This window comes from Rhizobium sp. 11_C7_N12_5, assembly GCF_051811145.1.
In the GTDB taxonomy this organism is placed as follows: domain Bacteria; phylum Pseudomonadota; class Alphaproteobacteria; order Rhizobiales; family Rhizobiaceae; genus Rhizobium; species Rhizobium lusitanum.
Map to the genome: position 1 here is coordinate 654,845 of NZ_JBPWPY010000002.1, position 15,440 is coordinate 670,284.

General features: G+C 60.3%; 15 protein-coding genes. All 15 read right to left on the minus strand.

Going from position 1 to position 15,440, the window contains the following annotated elements; translation table 11 throughout:
• Positions 1-114: 114 nt before the first annotated feature.
• Positions 115-717: a 2-hydroxychromene-2-carboxylate isomerase gene (locus AB8B29_RS22135; protein ID WP_037197617.1), complete on the minus strand. Its 603-nt coding sequence runs from the start codon at positions 715-717 to the stop codon at positions 115-117.
• Complete coding sequence (locus AB8B29_RS22140; RefSeq protein WP_037197618.1) at positions 701-1,294, minus strand: TetR/AcrR family transcriptional regulator; 594 nt, start codon at positions 1,292-1,294, stop codon at positions 701-703. The genes AB8B29_RS22135 and AB8B29_RS22140 overlap by 17 nt, the downstream gene beginning before the upstream one ends.
• A 21-nt stretch (positions 1,295-1,315) precedes the next feature.
• Positions 1,316-2,377: a ketopantoate reductase family protein gene (locus AB8B29_RS22145; RefSeq protein ID WP_037197620.1), complete on the minus strand. Its 1,062-nt coding sequence runs from the start codon at positions 2,375-2,377 to the stop codon at positions 1,316-1,318.
• Positions 2,374-3,618, minus strand: a complete 1,245-nt coding sequence (locus AB8B29_RS22150) for an acyl-CoA dehydrogenase family protein (RefSeq protein ID WP_037197621.1) — start codon at positions 3,616-3,618, stop codon at positions 2,374-2,376. Before AB8B29_RS22150 ends, AB8B29_RS22145 begins: the two co-directional genes overlap by 4 nt.
• A gap of 115 nt (positions 3,619-3,733) precedes the next feature.
• Positions 3,734-4,834, minus strand: a complete 1,101-nt coding sequence (locus tag AB8B29_RS22155) for an LLM class flavin-dependent oxidoreductase (RefSeq protein WP_037197622.1) — start codon at positions 4,832-4,834, stop codon at positions 3,734-3,736.
• 979 nt (positions 4,835-5,813) lie between these two features.
• On the minus strand, positions 5,814-6,614 hold the full coding sequence (locus tag AB8B29_RS22160; RefSeq protein ID WP_245297560.1) for a CDP-diacylglycerol diphosphatase: 801 nt from the start codon (positions 6,612-6,614) through the stop codon (positions 5,814-5,816).
• A 525-nt stretch (positions 6,615-7,139) separates the two neighbouring features.
• Positions 7,140-8,357, minus strand: a complete 1,218-nt coding sequence (locus AB8B29_RS22165) for an SfnB family sulfur acquisition oxidoreductase (protein ID WP_037197624.1) — start codon at positions 8,355-8,357, stop codon at positions 7,140-7,142.
• Between the two features lie 173 nt (positions 8,358-8,530).
• Positions 8,531-9,829 carry an NAD(P)/FAD-dependent oxidoreductase gene (locus AB8B29_RS22170; protein ID WP_037197625.1) on the minus strand — a complete coding sequence of 433 codons (1,299 nt, stop codon included), beginning with the start codon at positions 9,827-9,829 and terminating at the stop codon, positions 8,531-8,533.
• Positions 9,830-9,850: 21 nt separating this feature from the next.
• A complete protein-coding gene (locus AB8B29_RS22175) occupies positions 9,851-10,891 on the minus strand; it encodes a proline racemase family protein (protein WP_439006714.1) in 1,041 nt (346 codons plus the stop codon).
• A gap of 66 nt (positions 10,892-10,957) precedes the next feature.
• Entirely contained in the window at positions 10,958-12,214 is a 1,257-nt protein-coding gene (locus AB8B29_RS22180; protein WP_439006715.1) for an ABC transporter substrate-binding protein, read from the minus strand.
• Between the two features lie 52 nt (positions 12,215-12,266).
• Positions 12,267-12,695, minus strand: coding sequence for a hypothetical protein (locus AB8B29_RS22185; protein ID WP_037197630.1), 429 nt, complete (start codon positions 12,693-12,695; stop codon positions 12,267-12,269).
• Positions 12,692-13,747: an aldo/keto reductase gene (locus tag AB8B29_RS22190; RefSeq protein ID WP_037197631.1), complete on the minus strand. Its 1,056-nt coding sequence runs from the start codon at positions 13,745-13,747 to the stop codon at positions 12,692-12,694. Before AB8B29_RS22190 ends, AB8B29_RS22185 begins: the two co-directional genes overlap by 4 nt.
• Before the next feature lie 6 nt (positions 13,748-13,753).
• On the minus strand, positions 13,754-14,107 hold the full coding sequence (locus AB8B29_RS22195) for a TIGR04076 family protein (protein ID WP_037197632.1): 354 nt from the start codon (positions 14,105-14,107) through the stop codon (positions 13,754-13,756).
• Between the two features lies 1 nt (position 14,108).
• Positions 14,109-14,597: a DUF3830 family protein gene (locus AB8B29_RS22200; RefSeq protein ID WP_037197633.1), complete on the minus strand. Its 489-nt coding sequence runs from the start codon at positions 14,595-14,597 to the stop codon at positions 14,109-14,111.
• Positions 14,594-15,328, minus strand: coding sequence for a GntR family transcriptional regulator (locus tag AB8B29_RS22205; protein WP_092575211.1), 735 nt, complete (start codon positions 15,326-15,328; stop codon positions 14,594-14,596). Before AB8B29_RS22205 ends, AB8B29_RS22200 begins: the two co-directional genes overlap by 4 nt.
• Positions 15,329-15,440: the final 112 nt, after the last annotated feature.

Below are 15,440 nucleotides of genomic sequence, written 5' to 3' on the forward strand. Positions count from 1 at the left end.
AAGCGAACCGGCCCAACCGAGATCTGGCGCTAGGGCAGGATACCGAAAGTGTGCGTGGTTTTGCGCGACATCCCGCCCTGACTTTTTGATTTGGAGACGGCCGGAGGATTTCGGTCAGGCCACCAGTTTTTCACCCGACAGATGGCGCTCCAGAAAGGGGAGGCTATCCTGCCCCCAATAGAGCTCGCCTTCATAGCGGAAGGTCGGAAGGCCGAAGACGCCCGCCTCCTTTGCAACTTCGCGATTGTTGCTCCAGAACTCGGAGATGTCGGGAAATGCCGCGCGAGCTTCGAGCGCCGCACCGTCAAACCCCGCACCATTGGCAATTGCCTTTCGCACATCGGCGTTGCCGATATCCGCACCGTTGCTCCAGAATGCTTGTTGCAGCGCCCGGGTGAGTGCGACCCAATCCATCCCTTCGAGCTGGGCTGCCAAAACAAGAAAGCCGGCAGGGGTTGGGTCAGTGAGCGCGGATCGATTGGTGAAGTCGAGTGTTTTGCCGCGAATTGCGGCCCAGCGCTGGAGATCCTTCACCCAATATGCGCGCCGCGCGTCCGGCCGTTCACGCGAGTAGATGGCTCCGTTTTCGACGATCAGCGGAATAAGGTAGGGGTGAACCTTGGCGCCGAACCGCGCCGCAAGGTCGATAAACGGATCGAGACCTATGTACGACCACGGCGATCCGATCCCGAAAAAATAGTCAATGGTTTTGGTCATAAGGTTTCTCTCCAGAGGAAATAGATTGGCCGGTAGCCATATCGAAGACGGACAGCGCGCAGTCACGCGCCACCAGAACGGCTTGGGGATCACGGCCGACGGCGACTGTCGCCAGCGCCCCTTCGTAAAGCAACGACATGTGGGCAGCACTCTGTTCCGTCGAACGCTTGGCAGCCGCCATGATGGCGCGGAAGATGTTGCGCACGGCATTCTTATGCTCGCGGGCGACAGATACGACGCGCTCGGAATCGCCGTGCTCGGCGACCGCCAAGGCAAATGCGCAGCCGCGGAACTCGGGACTATCGGCCTTTTCGAACAGGCGCTCGAAAATCAGGGCAATTTGGTCCCGCGGCAATAGCGTGGCGGTGGAAGTCACCTCTCTCAGCTGAAGGAGTACGCGCTCGTGACGCTCCTCGAGATAGGCTGCGACAAGATGATCCTTGGAGGGAAAGTGTCTGTAGAGCGTTGCTTTGGCGACGTTGGCCTCGTCGACGATACGGTCTATGCCCACGGCGCGGATGCCTTCCCTGTAGAAGAGGGCGCCAGCGGTGGTCAGGATATGCTCGGCTATTTTCATCGTGTTGGTCCGGATGCCTTCTCACGCAAAACCCCGGGATCCACCCGTCTGATGTGCTTTCGGTCTCGAATGGGTAAGGGTGGAGAAAGAAAGGTGGTTCTCGGCAAGCCGGCGCAGATTAGCGAAAGGAAGGAGCGCCGTGAAGCCACCTTGTCGTGCCGCCGATCCGGCAATCTCCTGGGCGGCACGGTTATAGGGCGTAACTATCCCATGCAGGCGTCCGAGAAGGACGATCTCTCCGTTTAGGTAGTCGACTTCGCTCGACGCGCCGCGCGTGAAACTCTGCCAGGTCGACTGCTGGCCGGCCCGAATGCCGGAGTTTTCGGCGATCTTCCAGTGCGCTGCGCTGACTGTACGCTCCGAGTGTGACGCGAAAGTATGGCCCGCCGCCTTGAGAACCGTCTCGGTCTCCTGGACAAGGGCCGCACTGAATGCTGCTCGCTCATCTTCGGCGCCGTCGAAGAGCTCCAGCACATTGCGTACATTGTGAAGAAGCTTCGCCGCTTTCCATCGCTGAATATCACTGGTCGTCTCGGCAATGTAGTCGGACCGGTCGAGATCCGCGACGAGTTTGGCAGCCGTCTCATCCGTTCCATGCGGATAACGGCCAATGGTGACGACGGCCACCTGGGGGTCGCCGCCGACTACGACCCGACCGGTCTCGGTGAACCGGGCAGGGGTCAGGATGCTGGCGCCGTAGACATTCGGAAAAAGTCTGAGAGCGGCTGCTTCCGCTGCCAGGCCATTTTGAAACGTGACGATTGGCAGATCGGATGCTGTCAGCTCCTGCGAATATTCGATTGCCCGCCAGGCCCAGAAGGCAAGAGCTTCCGCAACGTCCTGCGATTTCACCGTCAGCAGCAGGATATCGTCTTGCCGCAGTGATGGTGGCTGGGCAATATCGAAGGCTTTTAGCCGGATTTGCCGCGTCCCGGGGGGGCGCTGGTAGGCAAGGCCATGATCGATGATATGTCTTATCTGGGCACCACGGCCGACAAGGGCATAGTCGAGGCCCGAAAGCTCGAACTGCGCGGCAAGGCTGGCACCGACAGCGCCTGCTCCGATAATGATGTAGCGCGTCATGCTCGTCTTCCGGGAATGGCGTTCAGGAGTTCTCGTGTGTTTTCGATTTGCGGGGAGCCGGAGATTGAATCGGGAGTTTTTTCCTCGGTGAAGACGGGCTGTTTCTCCTCGTTTTTTCGGTTCCACAGGACGCATGATGAGCGCCCGAGGATCGAAACCGCGGTGTCTTCCTGGGGCGCGTGCACGAGAACCGATTGGACGTCGCGGAAATGCCGCTCGATTCCCAGATCACCGTTGAGGCCGGGATTGCCAAGCGTGCGAACGGCAAGTTGAACCGCGTCGCGTATGTTGCGCGCCGCAAGAAGGCGCGCCCTGATGAGAGCTTCCGGTTCATCCAGTGAATGGTCGAGCGCGTTGAACAGGATTTGTCTTGCTCCGCCCACGAGCAGGTCGATCTCGCCGGCCGCGGAAACGAACCTGTCCGTTCTTGCAATCGGAAAGCCGAGATTGGCGGGTATCCGTTCGTGACCGAAGCGGATGAACGCCTCCTGGGCAGCTTCTGCCGCTCCGAGATATATGGCGGTCAGCGCGACGGAAGCGGCGGCATGGGCACGATTGTCCTGCGCGCCAACGGAGACGTCGACCAGATCGACGACATCTTCAAGCGGCACCTCGACATCCTTGAACTCTACGTCGTGCGAGCCGCTGGCCCGCATTCCCAGGCTCTTCCAGTTCTCGATCACCTCGATGCCGGAAAGTTTCGATGGAACGACGAAAGTGCCGACCCGTTGCGGTGTTTCATCGGTGCGAGCCCAGACGAGGAAATGGGTCAGGCCGAGAGCACCCGTGACGAAACGTTTGCGACCGGAGATCGCCCACCCACTGGCGGTGCGGCGTGCCAATGTGTCGGGAAGTCCGCCGCGAGCGGGGGAGCCAAGGTCAGGCTCTACCCGCGCCGCGTTCAACAGGATCGGACGATCCCGGGCGTCTTCCAACAAACGTCGGTAAAGCGGCTCCGGCCACCGGCTGGCTGCCGCCTGCCCGAGATGAGTGAATATGGTCATCGCACTAATCAAGGCGACGGAAGGATCACCCCGGCCAAGCGCCGCAAGGATCCGTCCAACGTCGGCAATGCTCGCGCCCTTGCCCCCGAAGCGTGTCGCCACCGTGCTTTCGAGAAGACCGGCAGCATGAACAGCTTCAATGCCGGGCCAGGGAAAGGCGCTCGAGGCGTCCGCCGCGGGTGCTGCGGCGGCAAGCTTGCTGGTTACTTCCGCCAGATCGATGGTGCTATAAGACACTTTGCATTAGCCTCTTTGAAGCAGCGAGGAATGCCGTCGCGCGGCGCTCACCGCGCGATGGCTGATCTTTGCTGGCATAATCCGAGTGGTGTTTGTTGGTGCCTGTGACGACGGATCAGGCGACCGCTTGCTGCGGCGCCTCTCGCTCCGCCAGACCCGCCCTGACGAGTGGCAAGACATAGCGGCCGTAGTCGATGGCATCGTTCAGATTGTCATAACCGCGGATCGAAATCAGATCGGCGCCGAGATCGACATAGTCGAGGATCGAGTCCGCGATCGTTCTTGGCGAGCCGACCAAGGCAGTGGACGCACCGCGCGCATTCGTCGCCGTCACCGTCGGGTACCAAAGAGCCCGATCGTGCACATCGCCACGGGACGCAATTTCCAGAAGGCGCTGCGAGCCGACATTCTGCGGCGAAGGGGCGGTCGGCGGAACCTTGCCAAGACCTTTGGCACGATTTTCCTTCAGCAAGTCGAGTGTGCGATGAGCCTTGGCCCAGGCAAGCTCATCCGTTTCCGCAATAATTGGACGGAAGGTGACCCAGATCCTCGGGCGATCCTTACGTCCGACCCGTGCCGCTTCGGCGTAGACGCGATCGATTTGCTGCTTGGTCTCCGCCAGCGGTTCGCCCCACAGTCCGAAGATATCCGCAAGCTCGCCGCCGATGCGGTAGGCCTCGTCCGAGGACCCGCCGACTGACACCGGGATGGTGCCGTTGACCGGACGCACTCGGCTATGAAACTGCTTGAATTGATAATACCGCCCATCGAAGTCGAAAGGTTCGCTCGCCCCCCAGGCGCGACGCAGGATGCGGATATACTCCTCCTGCCGTTCATAGCGCTGATGTTTGTCGAGGAAATCGCCTTCCTTGGCCTGTTCCTCATCGCTCCCGCCGGCAATGAAATGGACAACCACGCGGCCGCCGCTGAGTTGATCGAGCGTCGCGAGCGATTTTGCCGCAACCGTCGGATAGATAGTATTCGGACGAAGAGCGATGATGATCTTGATGTTCTTCGTGTGCGCCGCGACAGTTGCACCAATGGTGAAGGGATCGAAAGACGCGGTATCATAGGGGATGAGGGTGTAGTTGAAGCCGTAATCGTCGAGCGAACGGGCATAGCGCGCGAGATATTGCGGATCGAGTGCGGGGTTCTCGAGAGGACTTATCTCGGTCGACGCGTTTGGAAACGTGATGCTGATGAATTCGGTCGGCATATGATTATCCCCATGTTTGGCTCATCGGATCGTGTGTGGATGCTAACGCGACCTCGCAGTCGCAGAAAGACAGGTCATTCTTTTTCTATAGAAATAGTAGAATTTTATCCTGCCTAGGCAGGGTTGATGAGTTGCGGGCAGCCTTGAGCAAGTCGATTTCAGACATCGGGATTCTGTCTCAACATCTCGTGCCGGTAGTTCCCGATCATACAACGCCCAGCCGGAGGGCACTGATGTGGAGACCGTCTGCCGGATGCAATGGCAAGGAGGTCCTCAATCGTATGTTGGCCTGTGCCCGCCCGAAATCTGTTGGCTGCAAGACGAAGGCGAAATGATCGGCGCCGTCAAAGACTGAATTGTGGTCAGCAATGGATCCGTGCACCAATGCTGTGGCAGTTTAGTGCCCAACGATTGGGAGGAAGGGCATAAGCCTTTTCAACGAAAGGCTTGCGAAAACGCTCTCGGTTGCCGTTGCGGATATAGCGCTGGGACGGGGACAGCAACGCCGCGATAACAGGCCCGATATCGTCGGGTACTCTGGCGCGCCCGAGAGCTTTCTGCGACGCGATGAAAGCATTCACCTCAGGTATGTTTCGTGTCCGAGCCGACCCAATTCGCTGCGCAGAGAGGCGGCGAAGGCGTCGAAAGAACCGACGTCAGCGGTATCAAGCGTACGGCGACCGCTTTCCGGCCGAGACCGCGGCTACCGCCGGTCACAAGAGTAATCTTGGGTGAGGAGTTTTGACTGGACATGATGGCTTTCTTTCCGATTTTTTGGAGAGAATAGCGATCATGCCGGCGTCGCCCATGACCCCGTTTATGTTCCGATTTTCCTGTCGATTTCAAATTGTTGCAGGGGATCTCAACGGGGTCGTTGTGCAGAACCGGTTCACACCGTGTGCGCATACGAGGTTGCCCTTATCCATGCGCGAAGTCTGCGGCATGCCGGCTAGGAACATGCGATCTCCATATGACCGCCCTAGAGTTGGCATTTAGGATCAATCATATCCTCCGCGGACCCGCCGTGGGATTTGTTTGCTCCGATTATTCTCGCCAGAATATAGAAGCCATGCTGCCCGTCCGGCAACGTGGAGCCAAAAACGCCAACGACCACGTTTTCCATATTTGAGCGGGCTCCATCAACACCGTCTGCGACAGCCGTCAACGGGTTCAAATTTGAGAGGTCATCGGCCGCATGGAATGTTGCCCACCAACCGGCATTGGTTCTCAAGTTTGTAAACCGGACACTTCCGATCTCTGCCGCATGGGTCTTCAGCAACGCGCGAAAGCGAGGTGTCTCGCATCCCATGTGTACATGAAGACGATCTTGTGTACGCCAACTGGCGGGGTTTATCGCTAGCGCAAAATCCTGCGGCGAAACCTTCCCTGCGCGCAGGCTTATTGCGGCTGTTCGCTCTTTCCACGCTGCGTCAAAATAGTTCGGCGCTCCCGCGGCCAGAAGGCGCGGGTCTTCGATACCGGGCACATCGGCTAGCGGCGCAAGAATGGTTCGCTCTTTGTCAGCCGGTTCGCGAAGAACGACGTAGGCGGACAATGGATCCTGCGCCTGAACTACTTTGAGGCACGGATATGGCGATCCCGTCAGGGTAGAGTTGATCTCGCAGGCTTCAACGACCAGCCCCAAGGCAGAGCGGCTGGCAAATGAGCTCATGATGATGACTGCAATAACGAGAGAAATAGAGAGAACGACAGGACGATATTTCATACGTGATTTCGAATTTCTGCTGATGAGCCAGTCATGTCCGAAGACATGGCTCACGATAGCCTATCTTGAATCCCTTGCGATAGACGCGGAAGAACCACGGACCGCCAGAATTCGGCGGAGATTTCCATTCCGCTGTCGAAACATTGATATTTCCAGAATCTTTGTCTGGCAAGGCAGGAAGGGGTCATTTGCAGGAGGGCGCGATTTACTAAGGAGCTGCACGGGCGATATCAGCAATGCCGGTTTGGATGATGGGACGCGGCGCATGCGCATTCGTCCGATCAGCTGTAAACGTCACCGTTTTCCGCGGGCTATGTCCTCGGCGAGATTGTGCAAATTCGCCGGGGCACAAAAGCCGCGAAGTGGTTGCAGAATCGGCTCCTGTGCAAACAAGGCTGTTGGCCTAAGCGGATTATAACCGACAAGCTTTGCTCGTGCGCCGCCGCAAAGCGAAAGGTGATGCCCAAGGTCGAACACTGCCACGGAAATAAGCGTGGCCTTTACAGCCGATCATGAATGAACCGAACAACGAAAAGCCCGTTGCCCGACTTGGCTACGGGGCTTTTCTTTGTGTCTTCGTCAGAGCGCGCCGTTCTTCGGCGGGATGACGTCGTTCAGGTGATAGTTGCCGACGACGTGGTATTTCCAGCGGACCGGGTCGTGCAGCGTATGGGTGCGGGCGTTGCGCCAGTGGCGGTCGAGATTGAGGTCCAGTTTGACCGATGCGGTCCCGGCAAGCTCGAACAGCGTGTTCGTCGCTTCGATGGCGATTTCCGTCGTCAGCACTTTGGCTGCCGCGACCGCCAGCGTTGCCTCCACGACCTTCTTTTCCGTGGTTTCGACCTGCGCCGCGTCGACCTTTCTGCCGGCGCGCTCGAGAGTTGCGGTTGCGGCCTCCAATCGAATGGCGATCTGTCCGATCCTGGCAATCGTCAGCGGATCGTCTGATGCGCGCTCGACGCCACTGTCCATCCAGGGGCGCGACTTGGTTCTCACGAAATCCAGCGTTTCGGCGAATGCGGCCCTGGCAATGCCGAGATCGATGCCGGCATGGATGATCTGGCCAACCGAGCCGATCGTCGTCGGCCGCTCGAAGCCTTTGTGATGGAAAACGGCACAGTCGGCATTGACGTAGACATTGTTGAGTACAGTGGTGCCGCTGCCGGTCGTACGCTGTCCGAAGCCGTCCCAGTCGTCGATGACGTCAACGCCCTCGGTGCCCTTCGGAACGAAGGCCATCACCAGCTTGTCGTTCTCGTCGAGCGCGAAGACCGTGACCCAATCGGCAAAGAGAACGCCTGTCGAATAGAATTTGCGCCCATTGATGCGGTAGCCCGGGCCGTCGCGGGTGATGCGGGTGTTATAATGTCCGACCGTCTTCGTGCCGCGTTCCGACAAGGCGTTGCCGAAGCGGTCGCCGGCCAGCACGCGGCCGAAAAAGTAACGCTTCTGCTCCTCCGAGCCGTCGACGCGCAATGCTTCCAGGATATAGAAATGGTTCTGCGGAATCTGGCCGATCGAGCCGTCGGCCTGCGCGAGGATAGCGGTGATCTCCGCCAGCACGGTATTCGAGACATCCAGTCCGCCATACTCTTCCGGAACCGTGATCGCCAGCAGTCCGGATTGCGACAGCGCATCCATCTCGGCAAAGGGAAGCTGCCTTTCGCTGTCGCGATCGGATGCCGTGGAGGCAAAACGCGCGGCAAGATCGCGAGCGACGGCCAGCGCCTGCTGCTCAGTCTCAAGCAACGTTGCCTGCGGATGCGTCGAGTTGAGATGGTGCAATTGCGCGTTCATAGGCCGACTCCGGTTTCATCGGCGCCACGATGCAGCATTCAAAGCCGGGCTTCGAGGAAAGGCATTTCGTTTTTGTGAAGGGGTCCGGTTCGTGTTTTCTTTATCTATAGAATAGATAGATAATAACTGCGTTCGGAGCAATGTCGCACATGCGCGTTAAGTGCGCCTGCCGGTCACAGGCGGCCCCTCCGCCAGTCGTCAAAACGGGCATGCGCCAGGGCAAGTGAGGCGACGAGCGGCGTGAAACTGTGAAAAGGTAGCGAGCGGGCGGGCTGAAGCGGGATCGGCAGGGACTCCGCTGCTTCGCCAAGTGCCAGTCTGGCAAGTACATGACCCAGCTGAGCCGTCATGGCGATCCCCCGACCGTTGCAGCCGATGCCGCCGAAGAAGCCGTCACCGAAACGATAAAGACGCGGCAGGAAGTCCGGCGTCATGATGGCAATGCCGGTCCAGACGACTTCGACGCCCGGATGGCGCGGCAGGCGGAGTTCGGACACAAGACGGTCGACAACGGCGCGACCGACCCGATCGAAGGCGCCTATCGGATTGATGGCCATGCCGCCACTGATCAGCCTGTTGTCACGATCCAGCCGGTAGGTGAAAAGGTTGGAACGCGTGTCGCCGACCGGGCGCCGATGCGGCGCGATACGGGCAACGGTCTCGGTGTCGAGCGGCTTGGTCGCCACCTGATAGACCCTGAGTGGCACGCCGGTGCGTCCTATGCGCGCCGCGACACCGCCGGTGAAGGCGTTGGTGGCGAGCAGAACGCTGTCTGCCTCGATTTCCCGATCCGCTAAAGCGACCTGCCAAGCCCGGCCATTTCGGACGATACTGTCGACCTTGCTATTCTCGCGGACGATGCCGCCACGCCTCGTCACGGCGCGCGCAAGACCGTAAATATAGTTCAGCGGATGAATGGTGCCGCCGGAGTGGTCGATCAATCCGCCGGAATAGATGTCCATTCCCGTTTCGGCATGGATATCGCGTGCCTGGAGGAATTCGACGGGGCGACCGAGTTCCGTCCAATCGCGAGCGCGCTGTCGCAGGACATCCGCCATGTCTTCGCCATAGGCTGGCTGCAGCCAACCGGTTTGCGCGGCATCACAGGCGATCTCTTCTTCGGCGATGGTCGCATAAACCTGGTCGGCTCCCGCTCCGACGAGCGATAGAAGAGCATCGGCCTCGTCGCGAGGCAGTTTCTGACGGACAGCGGCCGGGTCGGCCTTCGCAAAGTTGGGAACGACGAAGCCGGCATTCATGCCGCTTGCGCCGGCGCCGAGCTGTCCCGCTTCGAGAACGGTGACGGAGCGGCCGGCGCGGACAAGATGGAGTGCTGCCGTCAGGCCCGTGAAGCCGCCGCCGATCACGAGTACGTCGCAACGTGAAGGCACATCGTGAGCGAGGTCAGGAGCCGGGCCTGTCGTCAGCGTCCACAGCGTTGGGTTGATGGGGCGAGCAATATGGCTGGACATCGGCGAGCGTTCTTCCAAAGTCTACGCTAGATAGCCGTTGCCGAGCGGATCGCTCGGATCGACAAGAAGGGTGCTTGCTGCGGTGATCCAGGCGGTACCCTCCACCTCTGCCACTATGGTCGGCTGCTCCGCTTTTGCGGAGTCGGGCCTTGCGACACCGTGATAGATCGTTCCGACGAGGCCTTCCTTGACGAAGCGCTCGCCAAAGCCGAGTTCGCCCTTGGCGACCAGCGTCGCCATGCGGGCGCAGGTGGCCGTGCCGCACGGCGAGCGGTCGAAGGAGCCGGCCGCCGAAATCGGCACGTTGCGATGCTGGGCCTGCGGATGGTTCGGCGCATCTGTCCAGACGATATTGCCGATAATCGGTTCTGCCCGTCCATCCGGGTCGGGAAGTCGCTCGGCAAGGGCGGCTCTGACGACGGATGCCGCCGCGATGAGCGCCTTGATCTTTGCGACATCGATGGTCGTCCGCGCGGCCGAGACCGGCAGGAAAGCGTACCATTGTCCGGCATAGGCGAGATCGACCGCGACCGCGCCGATGTCGGGAAGGTTGAGATCGACCGCCTTCAGAAAATAAGCCCCCTCGAAGACAAAGGCGACCGATTTGCATCGGCCTGTTTCCAACCGGGCGCGTAGGGGAACCCGCCCGCCCGGCGTTTGCAGGCCGAATTCAAATATGCCGGTAAAGTCTGGTGTCGGAGCCTGCACGAGACCGAGCTCAAGCAATGTCGTTGCTGTCCCTATCGTCGCATGCCCGCACATGTCCGGATAGGCGGCGGCATCCATGAAGACAACGCCGAATTCGCCGCCGGGCCGATCCGGATGGATCAGCGCGACCGAGAACATCGAGCGATGCCCGCGCGGTTCCATGACCGAGACGGTCCTGACCCAATCCCGCTCATCGCGGAGCATGTCGCGCGCCACCAGCGGCGACATGCCTGCTTCCAGTCCATGTCCGGCAAGGATCACGCGTGTCGGCTGGCCGCAGGTATGGGAATCGACGACGTCGAGCACGCGCTGGTAGCTGTCCCGATATGTCAGCCGCTGTAGGGGATTGCTCAAGGGTTTTCTCCAGGCGAGGCGCCCGGTTGGAGCACCTCGCAGTTTTGCCGATGACCTTTCGCCGGCTTACTTGATCTTGTCCTTGAGCGCCGAGACGTCCTCCATCGTCATTTGGCTGTCGGTCGTCACCTTGCCGTCAACGATCTTCCAAAGGCGGAAGGGACCGGTGATATCACCATACTGATCGAAGGAGACCGGTCCGATGACGCCTTCGTAGCGGATCGGCTTGCCATCCTTGATGAGGCCGAGGCCCTTGGTGAATTCCTCCTTGCCGGCGTAGATCGGCGTTCCCTTCGGATCGACGACCTTGAACATGGCATCCTTGAGCTTGGACGTGTCGTCGCCGGTGATCGCGAGGGCAAGTCCGACGATGGCGCCGGCATCATAGGCGCGGTCGGCGGCCGGATTGGAGGGCTCGATGCCCGAGAAATCCTTGTAGTTCTTGTTGAAATAGTCGGTCGACGGCGTCGGTGTCGTGCCCGAGGACGTGCCATAGGCATCCTTCAGATAGTCGGCGCCGACGGAATCGATGAAGTCCGGGCTGTTCATGCCGTCATTGAGCAGGAATTTCTGCGGGCCACCCTGGGAGATCCAGGTGCGGGCGATCGTTGCGCCATCAACAGGCGTGCTGACCAGATAGAGTCCATCAGGGCTGCCGGCCATGCCGGCGGTGACTTCCGACGCGTAGCTCGACTGCTTCTCATTGTAGGGCGTGGTGGAGACGATCGTACCGCCGAGCGCCTTATAGGCCTTGGAGAATTCCGCGACCATGTTGACGCCGAAGTCGCTGTTAACGTGGATGATCGCCAGCTTCTTGAAGCCCTTGTCGATGGCATATTTGGCGGCGGCGATGCCCTGCAGTGAATCCGAGGTGATGGTGCGGAAGAAGATGCCGTTGGTCTTGCCGTCGCGGGCGAGTGCCGTCAGCGTCGGCGAGGAGGCGGCGGGCGATACCTGTACGATCTTGGCAGGCGCGGTCACCGAGGTCAGGATCGGGATGGTCACGGAAGATATAATGCCGCCGATGATGGCTGGCACCTTCTTGACCTGCACGAGCTGCGTCGCCGCGTCGACGGCGACATTGCCCTGGCTCTGGCTGTCGCGCGTATCCGTCACCAGATCGCAGCCATGCACGCCGCCGGCGGCATTGATGTCGCGGAAGGCCATCTCGACGGATTTTGCGCCAGCCTGGCCGTATTCGCCGGCCGGGCCGGTGAGTTCCATCACCAGGCCGACGGTTACCTTGCAGTCGGCAGCATTGGCAGCACTGGCCGCAGCCAGAAGAGCCAGGGCCGTCGTGATTTGAAATATCGTCTTTTTCATCTTTGTTCCCCTTGTTCGGTCAACGATTTTCATTGCGGTTTTTGCGAACCTGTCAGTTGTCCGGCATCTGCAGCCAGGTTTCATGCAGATGCTGCCATTCGACGCCGTTGGGTGCCGATGAACTTGCGGTGAAGAGAGCGCTTGCCTGGCGCCGGCTATGCTTGCCGGCGCGCCACTGCGCTTCCACATAGGTCAGAACGATCGTATCCGCCGTCTCGAAGCCGGCGCTGATATCGGTGATTTCGATGGTAAAGTCGCCGCGATAGGTCGCGCGATTTGCGCGGATCAGTTCGATGGTCTCCGCGCGGTTGAACAGGCGCCCGGTCGGCGGGATCATATGGAAGGACTGGCCAAAAGTGCGATCGCAACGGGCAAAGTCGACGCTATCGGCGGTCGCTGCATCATACCACTCCTCGAAGAAGCGATGGAAGGCAAGGACCTCTGCACGGGCCTTCTGAAAGAGCGGCGATTCCTGGCTCATATCTTCCCCGCATTCAGGTTGTAGTGCATGATCGAACCGTGCCTGCCGTTGCGATCCCGCTCCAGCATGTAGACGTCGCCTTCAGGTCCTCGGCTTTGGCTAATAATCGCAGCGATCTGCCTGCGGTCTTCGTCGTCAAGCGCGATGTCCATGATTTTCGCGTTGGCAAGCGCGTGTGCCTGATTGCGGGCGCCGACGATGACTGCGGCCACTTGCGGCTGCTCCAGCACCCAGGCGCTGGCAATCGTGGCGATATCGACGTCATAACGGCCGCCGATCGTCTTCAGCGTGCGGAGCAGCGACTGGAACAGATCCCAGCCGCCGAAATCGTCGATGATCAGCTTGTATTTGACCAGTGACCGGTTCTCGAGCGGCATGTCGGGTTCGGATTGGCCCAGCCATTTGTCGCTGAGGAAGCCGCCCGCCACCGAGCCGTAGCAAAGGAATTTCACGTTCTTTTCGGCCGCCAGCTGCGACAGGCCGTTGAGAGGTCGCTGGTCGAGAACCGAATATTGCAGCTGCTGGCTGACCAGGGGGATGCCGGCCTCAAGGATTTCGGCGATATGCGGGGTGTCGAAATTCGTCGTGCCGACATTCCGCACCTTACCTTCACGACGTGCCTCATCGAGCCAGCCGAGCGCGTCGAGATAGCCGGGCAGTGCATAATCCCACCAGTGGAACTGCACGAGATCGAGCTGCTCGGTCTTGAGCTTGCGCAAGGATTTGTCGACGATACCGCGGATATAGTCGCGGCTGATCGTGGCAAGCTTCTCCAGATCCGGCACGAGCTTGGTATGGACGTTCATGGCTCTTGCCGCTTCTGCGCCACGTTCATTGCGAAGCCGCTCGCGGGCCTCGCCGATCAGCTCCTCGACCCCGGTATAGATGTCGGCGCAATCATAGGTGCGGATCCCGACGTCGAAGGCGGCGATCAGGTCGGTGACGGCTTGGGAGCGATCGACGGCGCCATGTCCTCCGGCCAGCTGCCAGCCGCCGCGGATGACGCGCGAGATAGAATATCCGGGGCTCAGTTCGAACGTCTTGGCACTCATTTACGATCATTCTCCTTCAGGCAACGGCTCGGCCGTCGTGTCGGCATGGCTGAATCGCCGCTTACCTGTTCTGACGATCCGCAGCCGGCTCGCGCAATTCGGGTCGGGGCAGGCGATTTCCGCGTCCGAGGTCATCCAGTCATTCTTGTGGGTCGGCCGCTGCTTGGCCGCGAGCAGCGGCAACACGGCGGAGATCGAGTAGATCGAGAAGCCCTGACCCGGCGGCAGCGACAGCATCTCGCCCTTCAACTCGAAATAATCGCCAGGTTTGGCGCCGCAATAGATCGGCTTGCCTTCGGGAACGACCGCCTCGATCCTGAGGTCGAAGAGCTCGAAACTGTCGTCGGCTTCGGCTGCCATCTCAGATCTCCGCGCGCTCGAAGGTGACGTCGCAGGCGCCGTTGCGGCGGATGATGCCGCAGGCCGCGGCGAACTGCTCGCGCTCCTCGGGCCTGACCTGTGCGACGACGCTGCCGGCAAGCCAGCCGATCGGGAAAAGCAGACGAGCGCCCTGTCCGTAGAATAGGCCGATGTCGAAGATTGCGTCGGGATTGCCGCCCCACATGCGCGGCGGCACATAGCTCAGCACGATGTCGCCGGGCTGCGGCGTCAGCGTCGCATTCTCGGCTGGCAGGGCTGCGGCATAGGAGGCGCCCGTCAGGTGTGCGGGCGGGATCGGGCAGGAGATCTCCGGGCCGGTCCACATGGCGTGAATGCCGGCAACGATGCGCGCTTCACTGAGATAATCCCAGATAAAGGCTGCGTTGTCGGGCGCTTTGGCGTCGAGCATCGGTGCGAAAACGCTCAGGCTGGAGCGCGGTTCGGAAATCTTGATGGCGCGTTGGCTCATGCGGGTATGCCCTTCTTGGAATCGGCTTCCAGCTTGTTGCGCAGGAACACGAAGGGGCGGCTGATATCGGCGACCAGCGCTTCGCGTGCTTCCCTGGCGTTCTGTGCAGCCATCGCCTTAACGATCGTGCGGTGATAATGAGCGGTATCGACCTCGCCCGCCTCCGAAAAGGCATAGATGGCGACGCGGATGCACGGGCCCGACTGCAGCCACAGGCTCTCGATCATCGGGATCAAGACGGCCGAGCCGCAGGCGCGGTAGATTTCGAAGTGGAAGGCCTGATTGAGCGTCACCTCGCGGTCGACGTCCTTCTTGTGCTTCAGCGCGCGCATCTCATCCCATTCGCTGAGCATGCTCTCGATGGTGGAGATCAGGTGCGGGGTCATGCGGGTTGCGGCCAACGCAATGGCCTCGCCCTCGATCAGGATGCGGGCGCGCAACAGGTCATCCATGCGCTCGAGCGTGATCGGCGGTACACGCACCGAACGGTTGGGAAGGGCTTCCAGCGCCTTTTCGGTGATCAACCGGCCGAGAGCTTCACGTACCGGCATGGTGCTGGTCATCAGCGCATCGGCGAGCCCCCGGATCGTCAGTACCTGGCTGGGCTCGAACAACCCGCCGATCAGCGCGCGGCGCAACTCGGAATAGACGCGGTCCTGGACGGTCTCGCGGCCAACGGGCGCAAGCTGTGCGGCAATCGGATCGCTCTTTTCGGCGGTGGCCTTTTGCATTCGAAGTCCCTTTTTTGGCTTGCGGAGTGGATTAAAGCTGATTAGCGTGATCAATGCAAGTGTGATCACAAATCAAATAATCAGGGAGCGGCAACGACCGGCTTCCGGCCAG